At 44.8% G+C, this 19,363-nt stretch carries 23 protein-coding genes; 9 read left to right on the top strand and 14 right to left on the bottom strand.

Annotated elements, in window-relative coordinates:
* Positions 1-178: 178 nt before the first annotated feature.
* On the bottom strand, positions 179-1,489 hold the full coding sequence (gene pncB / locus R7Q41_RS15040) for a nicotinate phosphoribosyltransferase (RefSeq protein ID WP_213911844.1): 1,311 nt from the start codon (positions 1,487-1,489) through the stop codon (positions 179-181).
* 298 nt (positions 1,490-1,787) lie between these two features.
* On the opposite strand from pncB, the gene R7Q41_RS15035 reads away from it, so the two are divergent.
* From R7Q41_RS15035 to R7Q41_RS15020, 4 genes are all read left to right on the top strand, one after another.
* On the top strand, positions 1,788-2,513 hold the full coding sequence (locus R7Q41_RS15035; protein WP_005373953.1) for an NUDIX domain-containing protein: 726 nt from the start codon (positions 1,788-1,790) through the stop codon (positions 2,511-2,513).
* A gap of 32 nt (positions 2,514-2,545) precedes the next feature.
* A complete protein-coding gene (locus R7Q41_RS15030; protein ID WP_005389657.1) occupies positions 2,546-3,199 on the top strand; it encodes an isochorismatase family protein in 654 nt (217 codons plus the stop codon).
* Positions 3,200-3,228: 29 nt separating this feature from the next.
* Positions 3,229-3,585 (top strand): VOC family protein, encoded by a 357-nt coding sequence (locus R7Q41_RS15025; RefSeq protein ID WP_042523322.1) that lies wholly within the window; start codon positions 3,229-3,231, stop codon positions 3,583-3,585.
* Positions 3,586-3,739: 154 nt separating this feature from the next.
* Entirely contained in the window at positions 3,740-4,633 is an 894-nt protein-coding gene (locus R7Q41_RS15020) for a DMT family transporter (RefSeq protein WP_005373960.1), read from the top strand.
* On the opposite strand, the gene R7Q41_RS15015 is transcribed toward R7Q41_RS15020, so the two are convergent.
* Positions 4,634-5,374, bottom strand: a complete 741-nt coding sequence (locus R7Q41_RS15015; RefSeq protein WP_017635127.1) for a DNA-binding transcriptional regulator YciT — start codon at positions 5,372-5,374, stop codon at positions 4,634-4,636.
* Positions 5,375-5,591: 217 nt separating this feature from the next.
* On the opposite strand from R7Q41_RS15015, the gene R7Q41_RS15010 reads away from it, so the two are divergent.
* The gene (locus R7Q41_RS15010) at positions 5,592-6,071 is read left to right on the top strand and encodes a peptide-methionine (S)-S-oxide reductase (protein WP_005373965.1); all 480 of its coding nucleotides are present in this window, start codon (positions 5,592-5,594) and stop codon (positions 6,069-6,071) included.
* A gap of 38 nt (positions 6,072-6,109) precedes the next feature.
* On the opposite strand, the gene R7Q41_RS15005 is transcribed toward R7Q41_RS15010, so the two are convergent.
* The 4 genes from R7Q41_RS15005 to R7Q41_RS14990 all read right to left on the bottom strand — a co-directional run bounded on the left by R7Q41_RS15005 (position 6,110) and on the right by R7Q41_RS14990 (position 11,057).
* Entirely contained in the window at positions 6,110-7,165 is a 1,056-nt protein-coding gene (locus R7Q41_RS15005) for an NAD(P)H-dependent flavin oxidoreductase (RefSeq protein ID WP_017819782.1), read from the bottom strand.
* A 187-nt stretch (positions 7,166-7,352) separates the two neighbouring features.
* Positions 7,353-8,756, bottom strand: coding sequence for an ethanolamine permease (eat, locus tag R7Q41_RS15000; protein ID WP_005373969.1), 1,404 nt, complete (start codon positions 8,754-8,756; stop codon positions 7,353-7,355).
* A gap of 11 nt (positions 8,757-8,767) precedes the next feature.
* Positions 8,768-9,652 carry an ethanolamine ammonia-lyase subunit EutC gene (eutC, locus tag R7Q41_RS14995; RefSeq protein WP_213895808.1) on the bottom strand — a complete coding sequence of 295 codons (885 nt, stop codon included), beginning with the start codon at positions 9,650-9,652 and terminating at the stop codon, positions 8,768-8,770.
* On the bottom strand, positions 9,645-11,057 hold the full coding sequence (locus tag R7Q41_RS14990) for an ethanolamine ammonia-lyase subunit EutB (RefSeq protein ID WP_005388715.1): 1,413 nt from the start codon (positions 11,055-11,057) through the stop codon (positions 9,645-9,647). Before R7Q41_RS14990 ends, eutC begins: the two co-directional genes overlap by 8 nt.
* Positions 11,058-11,241: 184 nt before the next feature.
* Between R7Q41_RS14990 and R7Q41_RS14985 the strand changes: the two genes are divergently transcribed.
* The gene (locus R7Q41_RS14985) at positions 11,242-12,192 is read left to right on the top strand and encodes a helix-turn-helix domain-containing protein (RefSeq protein ID WP_005373973.1); all 951 of its coding nucleotides are present in this window, start codon (positions 11,242-11,244) and stop codon (positions 12,190-12,192) included.
* A 44-nt stretch (positions 12,193-12,236) separates the two neighbouring features.
* On the opposite strand, the gene R7Q41_RS14980 is transcribed toward R7Q41_RS14985, so the two are convergent.
* Positions 12,237-12,764 (bottom strand): TetR/AcrR family transcriptional regulator, encoded by a 528-nt coding sequence (locus tag R7Q41_RS14980; RefSeq protein WP_005373975.1) that lies wholly within the window; start codon positions 12,762-12,764, stop codon positions 12,237-12,239.
* A gap of 122 nt (positions 12,765-12,886) precedes the next feature.
* On the opposite strand from R7Q41_RS14980, the gene R7Q41_RS14975 reads away from it, so the two are divergent.
* Entirely contained in the window at positions 12,887-13,108 is a 222-nt protein-coding gene (locus tag R7Q41_RS14975; protein ID WP_017635120.1) for a hypothetical protein, read from the top strand.
* A 98-nt stretch (positions 13,109-13,206) separates the two neighbouring features.
* On the opposite strand, the gene R7Q41_RS14970 is transcribed toward R7Q41_RS14975, so the two are convergent.
* Together R7Q41_RS14970 and R7Q41_RS14965 are read right to left on the bottom strand one after the other, a co-directional pair.
* Entirely contained in the window at positions 13,207-13,578 is a 372-nt protein-coding gene (locus R7Q41_RS14970; protein WP_005373979.1) for a VOC family protein, read from the bottom strand.
* A 59-nt stretch (positions 13,579-13,637) separates the two neighbouring features.
* Entirely contained in the window at positions 13,638-14,528 is an 891-nt protein-coding gene (locus R7Q41_RS14965; protein WP_005388706.1) for a LysR family transcriptional regulator, read from the bottom strand.
* A 109-nt stretch (positions 14,529-14,637) separates the two neighbouring features.
* Between R7Q41_RS14965 and R7Q41_RS14960 the strand changes: the two genes are divergently transcribed.
* Entirely contained in the window at positions 14,638-15,249 is a 612-nt protein-coding gene (locus R7Q41_RS14960; protein WP_033906294.1) for a LysE family translocator, read from the top strand.
* A gap of 131 nt (positions 15,250-15,380) precedes the next feature.
* Here R7Q41_RS14960 and R7Q41_RS14955 read toward each other — a convergent pair whose 3' ends face one another.
* From R7Q41_RS14955 to R7Q41_RS14945, 3 genes are all read right to left on the bottom strand, one after another.
* Positions 15,381-15,590, bottom strand: coding sequence for a hypothetical protein (locus tag R7Q41_RS14955; RefSeq protein WP_005373984.1), 210 nt, complete (start codon positions 15,588-15,590; stop codon positions 15,381-15,383).
* Between the two features lie 105 nt (positions 15,591-15,695).
* Positions 15,696-17,294, bottom strand: a complete 1,599-nt coding sequence (groL, locus tag R7Q41_RS14950) for a chaperonin GroEL (protein WP_005388702.1) — start codon at positions 17,292-17,294, stop codon at positions 15,696-15,698.
* A gap of 33 nt (positions 17,295-17,327) precedes the next feature.
* Positions 17,328-17,618, bottom strand: a complete 291-nt coding sequence (locus R7Q41_RS14945) for a co-chaperone GroES (protein WP_005373989.1) — start codon at positions 17,616-17,618, stop codon at positions 17,328-17,330.
* 267 nt (positions 17,619-17,885) lie between these two features.
* Here R7Q41_RS14945 and R7Q41_RS14940 point away from each other — a divergent pair, with 267 nt between their 5' ends.
* Positions 17,886-18,236, top strand: coding sequence for a rhodanese-like domain-containing protein (locus R7Q41_RS14940; RefSeq protein WP_167415747.1), 351 nt, complete (start codon positions 17,886-17,888; stop codon positions 18,234-18,236).
* A gap of 93 nt (positions 18,237-18,329) precedes the next feature.
* On the opposite strand, the gene R7Q41_RS14935 is transcribed toward R7Q41_RS14940, so the two are convergent.
* On the bottom strand, positions 18,330-18,728 hold the full coding sequence (locus tag R7Q41_RS14935) for a GFA family protein (RefSeq protein WP_005388696.1): 399 nt from the start codon (positions 18,726-18,728) through the stop codon (positions 18,330-18,332).
* A gap of 252 nt (positions 18,729-18,980) precedes the next feature.
* Complete coding sequence (locus R7Q41_RS14930) at positions 18,981-19,244, bottom strand: DUF3012 domain-containing protein (protein WP_005373992.1); 264 nt, start codon at positions 19,242-19,244, stop codon at positions 18,981-18,983.
* Positions 19,245-19,363 lie beyond the last annotated feature (119 nt).

Raw genomic sequence — 19,363 nt, 5'->3', positions numbered from 1 at the left:
ATGCTGTAACGTATCGATTTACACCAATCAAAGGCAGATAACACATCAACTTTTGAGTGCTTTCCTGCGCTGTATCTGGTTACTTCTGTATATTACTATAACGAAATCACCCTCCACGTTTACCTATATAAATTTGTCGTAACGATAGAGGGTGCTTATCATGGAGAGAGGATAACGCCTACGCGTCGATGAGATAATTTTGACCTTCAGTTTCTAAACGATCAATCATTTTACGACACTCATTTAAATCAAGAGGTTGTTCAAAGCGGCGCTTGAGATTCATCAAAAAGAAGATATCTTCACACATGGCTTTCTCAGGTTCGTCACTGATTTTGGCGACCGGTGAACCATTGCACGTGACCATTTTTATCACGATAGAAAGTGGCTGGTAGGCTTCACCATCTTTATTGACATAATCACCCATATCATTGGCAAGAAAAGTACCGATACCAAAACTCACCTGAATACGTCCTTGGAAATACTCGCAAATATCTAACGCTTGTTCGAAGTTAAGTCCGTCGGTAAACACCAGTGTTTTTGTTAATGGGTCTATATTCAGCGACTGGTAGTGTGCAATCATTTTTTCACCCCAGCTATAAGGGCAACCACTATCGTGACGTACACCGAAGTACGCGTTACTTAGTTCTTCATCAAAGTCTTTAAGGAAAGCATCGATACCAATCGTATCGGTTAACGCAATACCTAGTGCACCATTAAACATTTTTTGCCAACGTTGCAACGCCACTTTTTGCGAATCTCGCACATTCACCAGAGCTTGGTGTCCCATAAACCATTCATGAGCAACGGTGCCGATAGGCGTCAAATTCAGCTCTTTTGCTAAGTGATAGTTGCTTGTTCCTGTCAAACATTCCGGCACTTCCTGGCACAAATATTCCAGCATAGTGCGCTGAGCTTGGAAGGAAAAACGTCGACGCGTCGACATGTCAGAAAATTTAAAGTTAGTGATGTTACGACGTTTTAGTTCCGACTTTAGGTGCCGAATTTTCTCTTCTAAAACAGTGGTAAATTGCACAACAGGGATATCTGACCAACGCTGACGGCTACGAACTTCAGACACGATGCTCATGATGATCGTTTCGTACAAGATGGTATCTCGCCACAAACCGTTAATAGTAATTCTTAACTGGCTTGAGCCATCAGCCATGGCTTTGTTATGGAAAGAGACATCGCTTTGTGGGTTGAAACGGAAATGGCGCAGTGCATCAACAAAGTCAGGATTCAGGTAAGGCGCGACACGCTTAATATATTCAATTTCTTCTTGCGTAAATTGAATATCTTGCAGTTTAAGGACTTCGGCTTTTACCTCAGGCAAAAGCTCAGAGAGGTCTTCCTCACTGCGCACGATAAACTTATATGACACCATCGCATCAGGGTAAAGCGCTGTTACAGCGCTCATCATATTGACTTTGTAGACATCGAAATCCAAAGCGCTTTGAATGATGCGGGAAGAAAATAGTTTGGTGGTCATTAGGTGCCCTTCTACATGCCCTTCCTGGGTATATAACTTTTTGTTACTAACTAATTTGCGTAAACAATAAACACCCATCTATAGTTTGTCAACTTTTGTTACTAACCACTCATTTTTATAAGGTTTTTTTGTCTAGAATTCGAGCAAACATTGTGAATAAGTCAGAGTCATCCGTAAATTTATGCTCAAACCGTATTAAGAACACTACCGAAAACGTTTCTAACAACTCGTTACTTACCCATTGATTGACCACTTGTTATGCGCTAGATTACTTACAAATCAATATTAGGACCCAACCATGATCGTATCTGTCGACATTATTCCATTCAGGCTATCTGGCTGTGCCGATAAGGGATTGGAAGTGTTGTTGATTAAACGTTCAAATCCAAATCGGCCATACCATGGAGTCTGGGCACTACCGGGCGGATTTGTCTTTGATAAAGACTTAACCAGTGAAGGCGGACGCCCGGCCGATGAAAACTTTGAAGCGGCGCGTCGCCGAATTTGCCGTGAGAAAATCCATACCTACCCTCGCCATTTTAGCGAAGCGTTTATCGACGGTGATCCAAAGCGCGATCCAGAAGACTGGAGCTTAAACATTACGCACTACGCCTTAGTTGATCGTAACAATGTAGAGCAAATAAATAATGCAGGTGTACCGGAATGCCAACTTAAATGGTTTTCGCTACAGGCTATTCTCAATGGAGAAGAAACCCTCGCATTTGATCATCAAAAAACCATTGAAAAAGCGTGGCAAAAGCTTCGTGCATCCATTGAATACACATCGGTTCTTTTGTTTGCATTAGACAAAGAGTTTTTGGTTGCGGACATCATTTCTGCTTATCAAGAGTTTGGTATTGATATCAGCCGAATGACGATTAAGCGCCGCTTGATAGATTCAGGCGTACTAAAACCCACTAATAAAGTCGCTTCAACCAACAAAGGCAAAGGTGGAAAACCCGCAATGGTATATACGCTGACTAGCGACGAAGTAACCTTTTTTCAAAACTGTTTGCGTGGATAAACGCAGACAATCAGACAGACAAGGAGTCTGCCATGACTGTTCGAGTAAACTATCAAACTACAGCAGTGATCGACGTTGATCCAGAGAAAGGCTTTAGTGAGTTATGTCCAGATGAACTGCCCGTTGCAGGTGCGTTGGAAATCGTACCGGAACTTTTGAACAATCATGCCAAAGGCCGATTAAAACTGGTCAGTCGTGACTTGCACCCACCGAAAGCAAAATGGGATGCAGAATCGCCAGCCAATATGCTTGAGCCCGTTGGTTTACCGAATGTGGATATAAAGTGGAACCGCCACTGTGTGCTTGGCACAACAGGTTCTGAGCTGCTAGATGGCTTACCACCCGTGTTGGACTATGATTTTCAAGTTAATAAAGGTATGGATCCTGACGCACACCCTTACGGTATTTTTTTCCATGATATTGCCGACACCAAAACGACAGGCGCGCATGAATTTCTAAAGTTCAACGGGATTGATACCTTAGTTATCGGTGGCCTTGCCTTAGACTTTTGTGTGAAAAAATCCGTCATGCAAGCGCTGGAACTTGGCTACAATGTGGTAGTTAATCTTGCTTCAACTCGTGCGGTGCTGCCTGATAATGTAGAGAATGTGCTGACAGAGCTCAGAGATAATGGCGCATTATTTGTCGAAAAAGCGGACGACATCATCGTAGAAAAGTTCGCCTAGAAACGATAGTAACCGAGAAGGATTTCACCATGCATCAACATGAAAAATTGAATTACGTTGAATTTGGTTCCACTAATGTCAGTGCGACCAAACAATTTTTTGAGCGTGCTTTTGACTGGAGCTTTACCGATTATGGTCCAGAATATTCTGCATTTTCAGGACAAGGGTTGGATGGCGGATTCTTCAAATCTGAGTTTATAAACCAAACCGCAAATGGTGGCGCACTTTTAGTATTTTATAGCTCAGACATTCAGGCCACTCAGACAAAAGTAGAGCAGCATGGTGGAAAAATTATCCGCCCTATTTTCGAATTCCCCGGCGGCTGTCGATTCCACTTCACTGAACCGAGTGGAAATGAATTCGCAGTATGGTCAGAGAGCCATTAAGTCATCACAAATCAACAACACACCATCAACGTGAGCCCAAGCTAGCCAGATCCGGAACTGGCATTACATTTCTGGTTGACCTCATCCTTGGTTTAATTCACTGTTAGCGCAACAATTAATCGATGAGGCGCTAGACCTCGACCAAGGATGTCAAATGACTGCCGTCAGTTTTTTTCGCTTACTCTGCCTCGCTGCTATTTGGGGTGGCTCGTTTCTGTTTATGCGAGTCGCCGCCAACACATTCGGGCCGGCTTACTTAATCGAATTTCGAGTTACATTTGCCGCCGTCGCTTTGTTATTGATCGCCGTATATTTGAAGAAGAAACTCACGTTAACTGCGCATACTAAACACTTCTTTATTATTGGCTTATTCAATAGCGCAGTTCCATTTTTACTCTTTGCGTACGCAGCCCAGACACTGAATGCATCAACTTTAGCAATATTGAACTCAACCGCCCCAATATGGGGAGCACTAGTTGGCTTTGTTTGGTACCGCAGCCCACTCACAGCGAAATCTGTTCTCGGTATGCTAATAGGCATTGGAGGCGTTGCAGTCTTGGTCGGCTTAGATACTTCAACCATAGGTGAAGAAGCCATGCTCCCTATTGCCGCCAGTTTGATGGCTTCTTTCAGCTATGGCATTGCTACCAACTACACTAAAAATGCGCCACAAGTGCCTGCTTTTGACAATGCTCACGGCAGCATGTGGGCGGCGGTTATTTGGGTACTGCCGCTGCTACCATTCTTACCAATGCGTGCAGAACCAAGTCATTTCGAATGGAGCTCTGTTGTCACGCTCGGCGTTGTATGCACAGGGTTCGCTTATTTGCTCTATTTCCGCTTAGTTTCTGATATCGGCCCAGCGTCAGCACTGACTGTCACTTTTCTTGTTCCTGTTTTTGGTATCTTATGGGGCTACTTGGTGCTAGATGAGCCCGTCGGCTCTAACACCATCATAGGAACAATTCTAGTGCTTAGCGGCACTATGCTAGTCACCGGTTTCTCCCCAACAGCAATGCTCGCGAAGCGAAAACGAAGCGTGGCTTAATCAGCCTAATATAACTTCCACACCTCGCTTTTTGATTTGTTCAAGGTCGCTTTTCGGAGCGGCTTTGTCAGTCAGCAGCACTGATATTTCGTCAGTCTTACCAATTGATGAGGGATAAATTTGCCCAAATTTACTAGAATCCGTTAGAACAATATTGCGCCTTTTTTTCGCAATGATGGTTTCTGCGATCTCAGCGCGCATCATGTCGCGGCTAGTAAAGCCAGTGTCTTGATGGAAGCCGTCAATACCCAAGAAGGCCGTGCTGAAATGAATGTTCTCAATACACAACTTAGTCAGCGGTCCGACCAAGCTCTCGCCTTGGTGCTGATACACGCCACCAAGCAAGATAATGTTGGCAGAAGTGTTACGGATGAGATGGGCGATATACGCCGATGGCGTAATGATGGTCACATCGCCGCGCTCAGCCAATGTCCGAGCCAACAACGCATTGGCACTGCCTCCTTCAATCAGCACTGTCTCATTCGGTGCGACCAAATCCGCAGCTTGGTTTGCGAGCGATTGTTTAATATCGAAACGTACTTCCAGGCGGGCATCAATGTCATCACTTTGCAACGCGGTAGCTGCGCCGTGAACGCGCTTTAGGTAGCCCTGTTGCTCCAGAAAGTTCAAATCCTGTCTGATGGTCACGCCCGACACGCCAATGATGTCAGAAAGCTCCGTGACTTGAACGCGTTTACGGTCGTTCACTAATTGCAGAATTTCATTTTGTCTTGGGTTCACAGGTTCGCTCCTTATTGATGAGCTTACAGTATACTCACCTGATGTTTCATATGAAAAGAACTTGAAAGTAAAAAGGAAAAAACGCGTGGTCTGATTAGCCAAGCTGTACCTTGCGAATATCGCTCCCATCAACAGATAATAGGGCAACGAAAATGGGATGGAAGAAGAGGGGTTAACTCCCTACATCCCAACAACGGTAAAGACTAGGATAAAAGTAATGGAAGAAATTTACTTCGCAGGCGGTTGCCTTTGGGGCGTGCAAGAATTTATGCGCCACCTTCCGGGCGTAATCAACACAGAAGCCGGGCGAGCAAATGGCACAACGGATAACACTCAATCCGAATACGATGGCTACGCAGAGTGCGTGAAAACCCAGTTCGACCCTGAGCAAGTTTCGGTTGAAACTTTAATGGGGTATTTGTTTGAGATAATCGACCCTTACAGCGTTAACAAGCAAGGTGAAGACGTAGGTGAGAAGTACCGTACTGGTGTTTATAGCCAAAACGAACAGCATCTCACCATGGCGAAAGCGTTTATCGCAGTACGACCGGACGCCGACAAGATCGCCGTAGAAGTACTGCCACTCACAAATTATGTGCCAAGTGATGATGAGCACCAAGACAGACTCACAAACTTTCCGAATGATTACTGCCACATCCCATTAGATTTACTACATAAATACAGGGATAACTCGTAACCATTCAGTCAGCATCGCTTTAAAAGGCAAGATGCATATCAGTTTAAATCGATGCCGTCCACTAATGACAATGTCATTTCTGCCGCCGATATTTCCTTACAACCCGACGAGTTTTGTCCGCACCACAACGGTGTGAATTCATCTCGGTTTTGCTTTTCCATAAGCGCTCTTAGTTGAGCCATTTCAATGGAGGCGTATGGGAATTTCGGCGCAAACTCACTGATGTAGCCTAGCTCCGACATCGCGCGATTCACAATGCCTCTCGCTGGTCGGCCCGAGAAAACATTGGTCACAGCGGTATGTTGCGCGCGTTCACTGGCAATGGCATATCGATGTAAAGACGATGTTTTCGCCTCATCACACAACAAATAGGCGCTGCCAACTTGAACGGCACTCGCTCCTAATCTCAACGCGGCTTCCACCCCACTTCTATCAGCGATTCCGCCTGCAGCAATAACAGGCAAATTCACCCGTTTGGCGATTTGTGGTAATAACGCCATCAAACTTAATTGAGTAGTTAAATCATCCGATAAAAACATACCTCGGTGTCCACCAGCCTCCAAGCCTTGGGCGATAATACCGTCAACGCCTTTTGCTTCTAGCCAAAGTGCTTCGTCCACCGTGGTCGCTGACGAAAGGATCTTCCCTCCCCACCCTCTAATTCGAGCTAACAGATCATCGTCTGGCAAACCAAAGTGGAAACTGATCACTGGCGGTGCAAATGGTTCAATCGCGTCAGCAATATCATGATTGAAAGGCATCCTTGTCGGAGCGTTTGGCTGAGCCTGAACGGTTGCATCAACCTCGGAAAAATACGGTTGCAGCGTTTTTTGCCACTTTTCGTGCTTGTTGGCGTCATACTCCGGCATTTCATGGCAAAAGAAATTGAGGTTAAACGGTCGGTTAGTTGCCTGCTTGATAAGTTGAAGTTCTTTTACGATGGCGTCTTTGTTCAGCATTCCACAAGGTAACGAGCCAAGCCCGCCAACATTACTGACGGCTATGGTCATTTGGCTGTCTTGCACACCGGCCATTGGCGCTTGAATAATCGGTAACTCTGTTCCCAAAAGTGTATTAAATACCTTATTTATCATGACCTTTCCTTGAAAACTTAACCTTTACCTGTGATGGATCTGCGCCATCGTTATCCAGACTAGACTTTCACATGATTAACCACTTATAAAGTTAAAGTGATGCATTTGTGCGCTATGCACTTTTGATAGAAATGACAAAGGGAGCCTATGGCTCCCTTAATATGCTGAATAACAAGAATCAGAGTGACTATCGTACGACATCTGATTCAAGCTCTAGCTCTGCTACAGACAGCATGGCAAACTCTTCCTCGGCGGTTGCTGCCACCAATTTGTTGCGGCTGTATAACCCATAATAAACACCACCGATAAGAAACAATCCCATTGTCATGAAAAAGGCCGAGGGATCAAAAGCATAAACACCTGTCATTGCGATCAAAGAAAGCACCAGAGAAATACTCGACGTAATTATCCCACCAGGCGTTTTATATGGACGAGTTAATTCAGGCTGTTTAATTCGCAATAAAATATGGCTCAAGGACATTAATGCGTACGATACAGTCGCACCGACAACAGCCATCGCCAAGATTAAGTCCCCCTCACCCGTAAGTGAAACCAAGAACCCAAAAACGCCCGGAACCAACAGCGCACGAGAAGGCACTTTTTTGTCACTGGTTAATGACAAAGTTTGCGGTAAATAACCCGCGCGGGAAAGCGCAAACACCAAGCGGCTGTAACCATAAATGATAGAAAAGAAAGAAGCGATAAGACCAGCTAACCCGAGTAAGTTCACGGCCATTGCTACCGTTGAATTGCCCGTAAGCTTTAGGGCGTCAACTAATGGCACCGCGCTATCGCCTATGACCTTTGAGCCAACCGCACCAGCCAAAAGGACAACTACGAGAGTTGCGGTTAGCAATAAAAACAGCATCGCACCAATGATGCCTTTGGGAACATCTTTTGCCGGATTTTTTGCCTCCTCTGCCGCTAAAGGCACACCTTCAACCGCAAGAAACAACCACATTGCAAATGGCAACGCAGCCCATACGCCATACCACCCAAACGGCAAGATTTCTGTTGCCTGAGCCGTCGCCGGAGCAATATCGAATAAGTTATTAACGTCAAAGTGACCAATAAGCACAGCAGCAGTAATGAGAATAGCTAGCACAGCCAAACCACTGATGACCATCATTACTTTGAGAGCTTCGCCAACACCTGCCATATGAATAGCGATAAAGACGGCGTAGAAAAGTGCGTAAACAACAGGGCCATCGATACCAACCAATTCATTCACTGCTGAGCCAATAAAAATCACTATCGCAGCAGGCGCTAGCGCATATTCAATCAAAACTGATAAGCCAGTGAAAAAGCCACCTGTCGGCCCCATCGCCTGTCTTGCGAAGCTGTAACCACCACCCGCAGCAGGAATAGCCGCAGACATTTCAGCTAAAGACAATACTAGCGTGAAATACATTACTGCCATCGCGATAGCAGCAATAAGAAAGCCTCCCCATCCTGCTTGAGCGATGCCAAAGTTCCAACCGGCGAAGTCACCAGATATAACATACGAGACACCTAAGCCAGCAAGTAAAATCCAACCTGCGGTGCCTCTTTTTAGCTGCCTTTTGGCCAAGTACTCCTGATGTTTAGACATAGTAAATCCTTCTACTTTGATGAAATTAAAAAGTTGTCGCTGTGTTTATCTTCAACGCTTGCGCCACTTGGCTCATTGATATCGGAGCGATCTTTCAGATTCACTCCTGACAGTTGTAATTTTCGAGCCTCCTTGAGCAAGTAAAATGCGCGTTCACAGGCATCGTCATAGTTGAGCCCCTGAGGGCGCACATTGGAAATGCAGTTTCTTTGGGAATCTTTAGAGCCTCGTTTAGCCCCCCAAGTGAGATACATACCCATGCTATCCGGAGAAGTTAGGCCGGGCCTCTCTCCAATTAAAACCAGCACGGCCTTGGCGTTAAAACATTCACCAACATCATCCCCTACCGCTACTCTTCCTTGCTTTACGATTGTGATAGGTGCGAATTTCCATTGATGTTCATCATCAGCGCTTAAAAGAGAAATCAATCGAGTAACAACAGGCACGGCATGGTTTTGAATTGCGACGGAAGAAAGTCCATCAGCAATAACAATCGCAAGATCAATGTCAGTGTTATGCTCATTTGCTATCGAGTTGAGCGTTTGCCAAGAAGATTCATCGAGTTGCCTTCCTAAATCGGGCCTTTGCAGGTACATAAGCCGATCACTCACTTGGCTGCTCACTACCACTGGAGGCTCTAAGGTATTTTCAAGAATCGAGTAAGAGTCCGACAAACCAGCAACGAGAGACTCAATATTCAAACTGCAATGCACTGCATCCATAGCTTGGGCGTGATCCAGCTGAAATGAGAGTAACTCGTTGGTTGGTACACTGTTCCCGCTACGACCCAGAGCGATCCGAGCAGAGGTGAAGTCGCGTAACTTGCCCCACGGGTTGTGTGTGACAACTTCAGACTCATCTTGTGGGGACTGAGCAATGGTGATTACTTTACCCATGAGAATACCCCTTATTCAGTTGGTTAATTGCTCCCGAAAACGAGCGAGAGATTTGCTCACTTAACCGAACGTCTTGCACGCTCTCGAAAATCTGCATCTCCATTAACCATTGTTCAAACTCTGGTGCTGGCTTCAAACCGAGTACTTTTCTTGCGTAAAGGGCATCGTGAAATGAGGTAGTTTGATAGTTGAGCATGATGTCATCAGACCCTGGAATACCCATGATGAAAGAGCACTCGGCCACACCTAATAGTGTCAGCAAGTTATCCATGTCATTCTGATCGGCATAGGCATGATTGGTGTAACAGATATCGCAACCCATAGGTAAACCAAGCAACTTCCCACAGAAATGATCTTCAAGCCCAGCACGAATGATCTGTTTGCCATCAAACAGATACTCAGGGCCAATAAACCCAACGACAGTATTAACCAACAAAGGATCGAACTGTTTCGCGACAGCATAAGCGCGGGCTTCACAAGTCTGTTGATCGACCCCATGAAATGCATTCGCAGACAGCGCTGTACCTTGTCCGGTTTCAAAATACATCACATTGTTTCCTACACTACCTCGATTCAAAGACAACGCGGCTTCATGGGCCTCTTTCAAAATCGACAAGTCGATTCCGAAGGTATCATTCGTCCCTTGCGTGCCGCCTATCGACTGAAAAACGAGATCGACTGGTGCACCCATTTCAATGGCTTCGATCGTGTTCGTGACATGAGTTAACACACAAGACTGAGTCGGTATTTGATAGTGTTGAATCACCTCATCCATTAAGTTCATTAACTTAATAGCTTGAGGTACATTATCTGTTGCCGGATTGATACCGATAACCGCATCGCCATTTCCGTACATCAGACCATCAAAAATGGTCGCTGCGATACCGTTGAGAGAATCAGTGGGATGATTCGGCTGTAAGCGAGTAGACAGGCGACTCGGCAAACCAATCGTATTCCGAAAAGCCGTGACAACTTGGCATTTTTTAGCAACGAGAATCAAATCCTGGTTGCGCATAATCTTACTGACTGCGGCCACCATTTCTGGTGTTAAACCTTGACGAATTTTAGCCAACGTTTCACCATCGGCTTCTTCACTCAGCAGCCAATTTCGAAAATCTCCGACCGTCAAGTGCTCAATCGGTTTAAAAGCTTCAAGGTCATGCGTATCGATAATTAGGCGAGTGATATCGTCGCTTTCGTATGGAATAACCGCCTCGTTAAGAAACGTTTTAAGTGGTAACTCAGATAGCGCCATTTGTGCGACTACACGTTCTGCCGCTGACTGAGCACAAACCCCGGCTAACGCATCGCCTGAGCGCTCCGGTGTCGCTTTCGCCATCAAGTCAGCCAATGACTTAAAGGTATAGACTTTACTGCCTTGTTGCCGACGATAAGTTGCCGTCATTGCTCTTCCTCTTCACTATTTGGTTCGCTTTTTGCTGAACTATCAATAAGCTTTAAGAAAGTATTGCCAAATGTGTTCCGTAGCGTTATCAAAAACTGGCAACATTTATAAACCAATAATAAACAATGAGTTATGTAAATACTGCTCCAACATGACTCACAAAAAAGGAATGAGCATCACAAGGATGAGTAACCAAATGCCCCAAACTGCACCAATGCTGTGCATCCATCACACTAAGGATGCAAACCAACAAGCTGCGAGTCTGATAAACTGGCAACAGGAATATGACCAACTCAGCGATGGTCGATTTTTAGGTCAAATTCGAGAACGACGATTTCCCAATTTCCATGTGTTTCGTGAAGACAGTAACCGCTCGCTAAGACAGCAATGCAGGGTTGAAGAGGGAGGTATTTGGTTGGGTTTGAGTGCGGAAAATAAGCCGCTACACCTAAATCACAGTCAGTTTAATTCAAGCCAACTTTTGCTTAGGCAAGGTGGCGCTGATTTTGAGTTAATGACACCGGAGCAGTTTTCTATCTATGGAATAGTGCTCGACAAAAACTTCGTTCACATCATAGAAAATCAACTTGAGCTTGGGAGTATCCAAAACAACACATTACACTTAACGGGTTTGACGGAAAAACACATTCAACAACTTAAATACTACTTAGGCACGTTACTTGGTTCCGCCGAGCCAAGATGGTCTGAAACCACACATCAAGCAATCTTAAAAGATATTGTGCTGGAGTTGTTCTCACTCAGTTCACTGCACACGAGCCATCCGATATCAATCTCTCATCGTCAACACGTGATGCACCGTATAAAACAACAGCTACAGGATCTAGACTACCGTACACCGATAACCGTCAGTGAACTGTGTGACGCAGTACACGTCAGTCGTCGCACACTACAGTACACCTTTGAACATTGCTGTAATACTTCCCCAAAGCAGTTCATACATCGAATGCGCCTGAATCAAGTACGTAGAGTGCTACAAAGCCCTGAAGATAATCGAACAATTGCAGAAATCGCTTTTGACTTTGGTTTTTTCCATCTCGGGCAGTTCAGTCAAAGCTACAAGCGGCTATTTGGTGAGACGCCAACTGAAACGAGAAAATGGGAGCCCAGCAAATAAAATGACAGGCAGTATATTCTTTCAGATCCTGCGTTGGGGCCATGTTATGCAGTCGCAATGATTTGCTGAAACTTAGCATGAAGCTCTTCAAGTGCCGCTTCAACATCCGGTTCTGCACGGCTCAAGTGCGAGATTAACGTCATAAAATAGCAGTCAAAAATCAGCGGTATTTTTCCCTCAAGGACGGAGCTTCCGTTTACAGATTGAAACAAAGCTTGGTTAAACGACTGATAATAATCCAAATCCCAAATCACTTCTTTCAACAAAGCTCGGCTCAGCTCAACGTTCGCAAAATAGTAGCGATAGTATTTCTCCGTCAGTGCCAAACCAATGTCGATATCGGTTTTACCTTCCACACTGACTAGCGTTTCTTGGCTGATCTGTTGCAGTTGCGCCAGCATCCCTTCGCGCAAAATCGACAGTTTAGTCGGGAAATGGCTAAACACTGTACCATCGGCTACTCCTGCTTCTCTCGCTATCTGCCTTGTGGTCGTCATGTCATAGCCATTTTGAGCAAAAGATGCCCATGCGGCTTTTAGAATTTTATCTCTGGTTTGTTGTCGCTTCGTCATTGATGTGTCTGCTTAATGAGCCTGAAAGGATCATACCTTGCGTGGTTGAGATTGACAAATTGAGCGCGCTCATTTATAAAATTGAGCATGCTCATTTTATATAAAAACAAAAGGAATCGCTCATGTACGTATTAAACAAACTAGGCCAAGGATTGATTTTCTTCCCGACCATCTTCTGCTTTTCGTATATTTTAAGACCGATATTAATGGTCATCCTTATTCCAGGAGGACTCGCACTTTTGGCGTTAATCGGTGGCGCAGAAGTCAGAGCGGAACTCAAAGCCATGCTGCTTGAGGAGTTTTTTGGCGTTAGCCCATCGCACACCACCTCGAAAAAGGCGTGAGTGCGCTACAAACGTTGGCAAGGCTAAGTAAAAAAGAAAACGCGCAGATATCGAGATCTCAATACCTGCGCGTAGATGCGGTGAAAATAAGACTGGCTTTAGTCAGTATTCATGTTCTGGCCAATTCGCCATAAAACGCCACTAGGGTCAAACAAACAACATTCGCGCATGCCCCAAGGTTGCTCGACTAGCTCTGTCAAACGCGAACCAAATTCCTCATGACCCACTTTGGATAAGTGCTGATGCCAACTTTCTGCGTCTTCTACGAGCAAGTGCATCATGAAGTTATTGCCGTGTTCTGGCTCATAAAAATTCTGTAAAAGAAACGCGCAGCTACCTTGAGAGAAGTATGCTACATCACCGAAGTCCGACGCCATTTCAAAGCCAATCGCCTCATAAAAGCGTTTTGATAGCGCGTAATCTTTCGCCGGAACAAATGATTTGATTTCAACAATATTGAGGTTTTCCATTTCCAATTTCCTAAGCCTTTTTCCATAAAACTGACTGACGTAATCTCGCTCTATGCCTTCTATTCGCCTTGCGTGATCTGCTGTGATGACAGTGGCACACACTCTGCCATTTGCGTTTGTAACCACGTGATAAATTTATGTTCGAGTTCTGTACGCTTTTTATCTTGACTCAATAAAACGTAATTGCAACTTGATGGAGAAAACCCAAATGGTGCGACCAAATTACCACGCTTAATATCGTCCATGACAAAAGGATACGATCCCATTGCGACGCCTAAGCCATCCACTGCGGCTTGTATGCAAAAATAAAAATGCGCGAATGATTGCTGAGTGTTGCCGTTGAAAGTTTCACAACGTGTTGATTGCTGCCAATCCGCCCAAGCATTCGGTCTGGTTTGGCTATTCAACAATCGAGCTGCTTTCAAATTGTCTTTAATGGATTGCCAATACTCAGGAGAAAATACCGGCCCCACCCACTCTTCCACAAGAATGGTTTTGTCGTAATCGTGATGCTGCGCAAAATCGTCTCGACGAATCGCCATCGAAAGCCCAGTTGATCCTAATGTTACCGGGCCACCAGCCGTCGACAAACGAACATCAGCACGGTGTTCATCATTAAACGCGGCCAACCTTGGCATCAACCAGCGCATGGTTAATGTCGGTTCACAAGACACTTCAAGATGCTGATGCTTCTCTTGAATAAGCGTATTCACGCCTGTTTCTAGCGTTTGGAATGCCGTTTCTGTGTATGTCTTGAGTAATTCGCCTTCTGCCGTCAACACGACTTTCCTGCCCTCTTTGAAGAACAAAGGTTGAGACAGATATTGCTCAAGTTGCTTGATCTGCTTACTCACGGCTCCGTGGGTAATGTTCAGTTTGTCAGCCGCTTCAGTGTAGCTTGAAGAACTCGCCGCAACGTGGAAGACATAAAAAGATTTCAGGTGACGCACCTGTGAGTTTTTCTCACCAATATGGGAATGTTTTTCGATTATAGTCAGTAATAAAGACGCCTACAATTTCGCTACATCCCAGACTTCATCATTCAAACAGGAAATCGATATGGAATTTGTAACTCTTGCGTTATTAGGTGTGCTTATTGTCATTAGCCCTGGCGCAGACTTTGTTTTGGTATTAAGAAATAGCTTAAATCAAGGACGAAAAGCAGGCGTATACAGTGCGATTGGTATCAGCATGGCGATCAGCATCCACATCGCTTACTCCATGCTGGGGATCAGTTACTTAATTTCACAAAATGAATGGTTGTTTAATCTCGTGCGCTATCTTGGGGCCGCTTATCTTGTCTACCTTGGGATTAAAGGAATATTCTCCTCGCAGCCTGCGTCAAACTCAGAAACCATTCAACAGAGCGAGTATTCAATGTGGCGATTTTTCATGCAGGGATTTCTGTGTAATTTACTCAATCCCAAGACGATGCTGTTTTTTCTGAGTATTTTTAGCCAAGTGATTTCTCCCGACTCTAGTCAGCAACACATCGCCTTTTTTTACGGGATTTATATGATTGCGCTGCATGGTATTTGGTTTTCTATCGTTGCTGTTTTATTCACGTCATCCCAGCTACAAGCTTTCTTGTTGAAGATTAAGCATCGACTCAATCAAGCATGTGGGGCGGGATTGATCATTTTCGGCGCGATGCTGGGCTTAAAGGTGTAGTACGCTTGCGGTCCGATTACCCCAATTCAAATTGATCATTGAACAAGTGGCAGTAATCAAATAAAAATCTACACTATCAATACTTTAAATTAGAAAAAGACAGCCAACGTACGCTGGCTGTTTCGATACAGTTAATGGATGACCCGAGCGTCCCCTTTAAATAACTGAGACAGATCGATAGTGAATATCGTCACTGTCGGACGTTTAGGCAGAGCATTTTCGATCGAAAACTCTGGCCCAGCTGGAACGAGGGGGAAGTGAATAGCAGTCGGCCACGTTGACGAAGCTTCATTACCGCCCGGCTCAGATATTGAGAAAGAAAACGCAGGTAAACGGGTCATAACACTTACCTCAAATGACTGATTAGCGGGCTCAAGCGAGCCCGCTTAGGTTTTGCAATGTTATTGTTGTTTTAACGCTTACTTAATCACTAACGATTAATGACGTTAGATATCAAGTTCTTTGTCTTCAACGTGGTTGGTGATCATCGCTTCAGTGGTGATCATCAAGCCAGCAACAGACGCAGCGAATTGAAGCGCTGAGCGTGTTACTTTCGCAGGGTCCAAGATGCCCATTTCGATCATGTTGCCGTATTCACCTGTTGCAGCGTTGTAACCGTAATCGGCATCACCCGCTTTAACAGCGTTCGCCACAACAGAAGCTTCGTCACCTGCGTTAGTTGCGATTTGACGAAGAGGCTCTTCCATTGCACGTAGCGCAACTCGGATACCCACGTTTTGGTCATCATTGTCGCCTTTTAGATCCGCCAATTCTTTCGCGATCTTAGTTAGGGCAACACCACCACCAGCAACAATACCTTCTTCAACCGCTGCGCGAGTAGCGTGTAGCGCATCGTCCACGCGATCTTTCTTCTCTTTCATCTCAACTTCGGTTGCAGCGCCGATCTTGATCACCGCTACGCCGCCAGAAAGCTTCGCAACACGTTGTTGAAGCTTGTCTTTATCGTATTGAGAGGTGGTTGTTTCGATTTGTTTTTCAATCGAAGCCACACGATCAGCAATCGCGCTTGCTTCTGCTGCGCCACCCACAATGGTTGTTGTGTCTTTGGTGATGGTCACTTTCTTCGCACTACCTAGTTGCTCTAACGTTGCTTTTTCGAGCTCTAGGCCGATTTCTTCAGAGATGACCGTACCAGCAGTTAGTACCGCAATGTCTTCCATCATCGCTTTACGGTTGTCACCAAAGCCAGGCGCTTTCACCGCGGTCGCACGCACGATGCCGCGCATGTTGTTCACAACCAATGTCGCTAGCGCTTCACCTTCGATGTCTTCAGCAATGATCAATAGCGAGCGAGAAGATTTCGCCACTTCTTCTAGTACAGGCAATAGCTCGCGGATGCTGCTGACTTTTTTGTCCACCAATAGGATGTAAGGGTTGTCTAGCTCGACGCTGCCATTTTCTTGGTTAGTGATGAAGTATGGCGACAAGTAACCGCGGTCAAATTGCATACCTTCAACCACAGACAATTCGTTGTTTAGACCTTGGCCTTCTTCAACCGTAATCACGCCATTGCGACCCACTTTCTCCATCGCTTCTGCAATGATTTCACCGATCGCGCGATCGCTGTTTGCAGAAATGCTACCCACTTGGGTGATAGATTCTTTGTCGCTGCATGGCTTAGACATTTCACGTAGTTTCTCAACCGCCGCTTCAGTGGCCTTGTCGATACCACGTTTTAGGTCCATTGGGTTCATGCCAGAGGCTACCGCTTTAAGACCTTCATTGATGAAAGATTGCGCCAGTACGGTAGCGGTCGTTGTACCGTCCCCCGCTTCATCATTCGCTTTGGACGCCACTTGTTTCACCATTTGTGCGCCCATGTTTTCGAACTTATCTTTCAGTTCGATTTCTTTCGCTACAGACACGCCATCTTTGGTGATGGTTGGCGCGCCGTAAGATTTATCAAGCACAACGTTGCGGCCTTTCGGGCCTAGTGTCACTTTTACTGCGTCCGCCAGTAAGTTCACACCTTTCAGCATTTTTTGACGTGCGTCATTAGCAAATAATACGTCTTTTGCAGCCATGGTTATCTCCTCAAAAAACTACTACAAAAATAATTACTCAACGATTGCTAACACATCAGATTCGGACAGAATTAAGTATTCTGCGCCGTCAATTTTCTCGGTTTTCACGCCGTAACCGTCATTGAAAATGATTTGGTCGCCCACTTTGACTTCCATCGCAGCGCGTTCGCCATTTTCAAGACGTTTACCTAAACCAACAGCAATGACTTTCCCGCGGTTTGATTTTTTCACCGATTGAGAAGTTAAAACGATTCCCCCTTCAGATTTATTTTCCACCTCTTGTCTTTCAACAATTAGCTTGTCATTTAAAGGACGAATTTTCATTTTTAAGTGCCTCCTACTTGGAACCAAAAATAAAAGACAAAATAAACATCAAGATGGATTTGCGAGTCGACAGCTCGCTTTCGATGAAAATAATAAGGTCGAAAAATGAGAGTTCAAGAGGTGAATTTGATAAAAATTTTTTATTAAATTAAATAAAATTTTCTATCGAATTATCGCATTCACAACCACTTAGCATCTCTTTATGATGGAAAATATGCTCAATCAAATCTAGAGTGGTTACGTACTCTTAAAAAGGATAATCAAACAATGAAAAAGGCCGTATCTCTATTTCTTGCAACGTTGTGCGTGAGCTTCCTCTCCCCCAACGTGTCGGCTTCTGAACGCGCTGAACAAGGGTGGCAATTGATTGACAAGGGCGCGATGATTGTCGATGTGCGTACGCCGCAAGAGTTTTCTGAAGGGCATTTGGATAATGCCGTCAACTTCCCTTTATCTGAACTTGATAAACATTTTCAAGACGTCGATAAAGATCAAGCTATCGTGTTGTACTGTCGCAGTGGTAACCGCTCTGGCAAAGCGTATCAATACTTACAATCGCAAGGCTTTACGAATCTGCACAATGCAGGTGGCTTTGAAGAACTACAAGACGCCAAATAGTCGTCTCCGTTCTAATATACAAAGTAAAAGCACAGAGCGCGTCGCAAGCGTATTGTAACGCGCTCTGTTTCTAAATACTTATCTACAACAACTCTATTTTGGCCCTGCATCAAATTGAGTCAGGTTATCCGATATCTCGAGCCACGGCGCTTTCGACGCGACAAAAATATGGAAATCAGGCTTGTGAGAAGGTGTGTCATCCAAGATACCAAGGCGAATATTGACGATCCCATTGTTCTTTTTCGAATACAGACTTGATCCGCAGTGGCGACAAAAGCATAGCATGGTATTTTCGCTTTTCTGATAAGTTTGAATATCTTCTTTCCCTTGGATAATAAGCAGTTTATCCAACGCAATACCACCGGCAGATGAATAGTCAGAACCTGTGAACTTGCGGCATTCAGAGCAATGGCAATTTCCCATGTACTTAAATTCATCTGCCACTTCCAACTTTACCTTGCCGCACAGACATGAGCCTTTTAGTACTTCCATTTGAATTCCTTTTTGTTATGAATCTAATTGAATTAGATGGCTATCTCGACACCATGCCACTGCAATACGAAAAATTAAAGACAGGCAATACAGGTTTTCAAAAATGAAACGAAAATGTAAAACATTCCATTCAGAGGGAAGTGCGCTCGACACGTGAAAAATCGAGCTATTTTAGATACAAAAACACCAAGCAATAACGCTTGGTGTTTACCTCACAGAATGTCGCCTCAGAAAAGGCGCTTTCCGCTGTGCTTAAAAAATGCAGTGTTTAGTAAAGCTGGTCGCTTCGTTTGCAGTCCAGTCACCTTTCGGCTTATCTTTCAGGTTTTCACACCATTGCTCGCTGCCGACACCATCTTGCAGAACACAATGCTTTGCAAAGTCTACCGCGTTGTCTGCTGTCCATTCTGTTTTTGGCTTATCGCGCATGTCGTTACACCAGCCTTCAGTGCCCACTTCATCACTACAAGCGGTCAAAGCAGAAGCCGCCAACATCAGCATGACTAGTTTTTTCATAAATTTAAGGTTCCAGTTGCAAACAATAGTAAAATTAAACTCAATCTCTTCAACACATGCCCATTCAAGTGTCTGAATAAAGGCGTCACTAGCTGAAGTGACTTTTGTATCAACTATAA

It is taken from the genome of Vibrio sp. 2096, from assembly GCF_033339595.1.
In the GTDB taxonomy this organism is placed as follows: domain Bacteria; phylum Pseudomonadota; class Gammaproteobacteria; order Enterobacterales; family Vibrionaceae; genus Vibrio; species Vibrio alginolyticus.
This window is presented reverse-complemented; position numbering and strand designations above follow the sequence as displayed.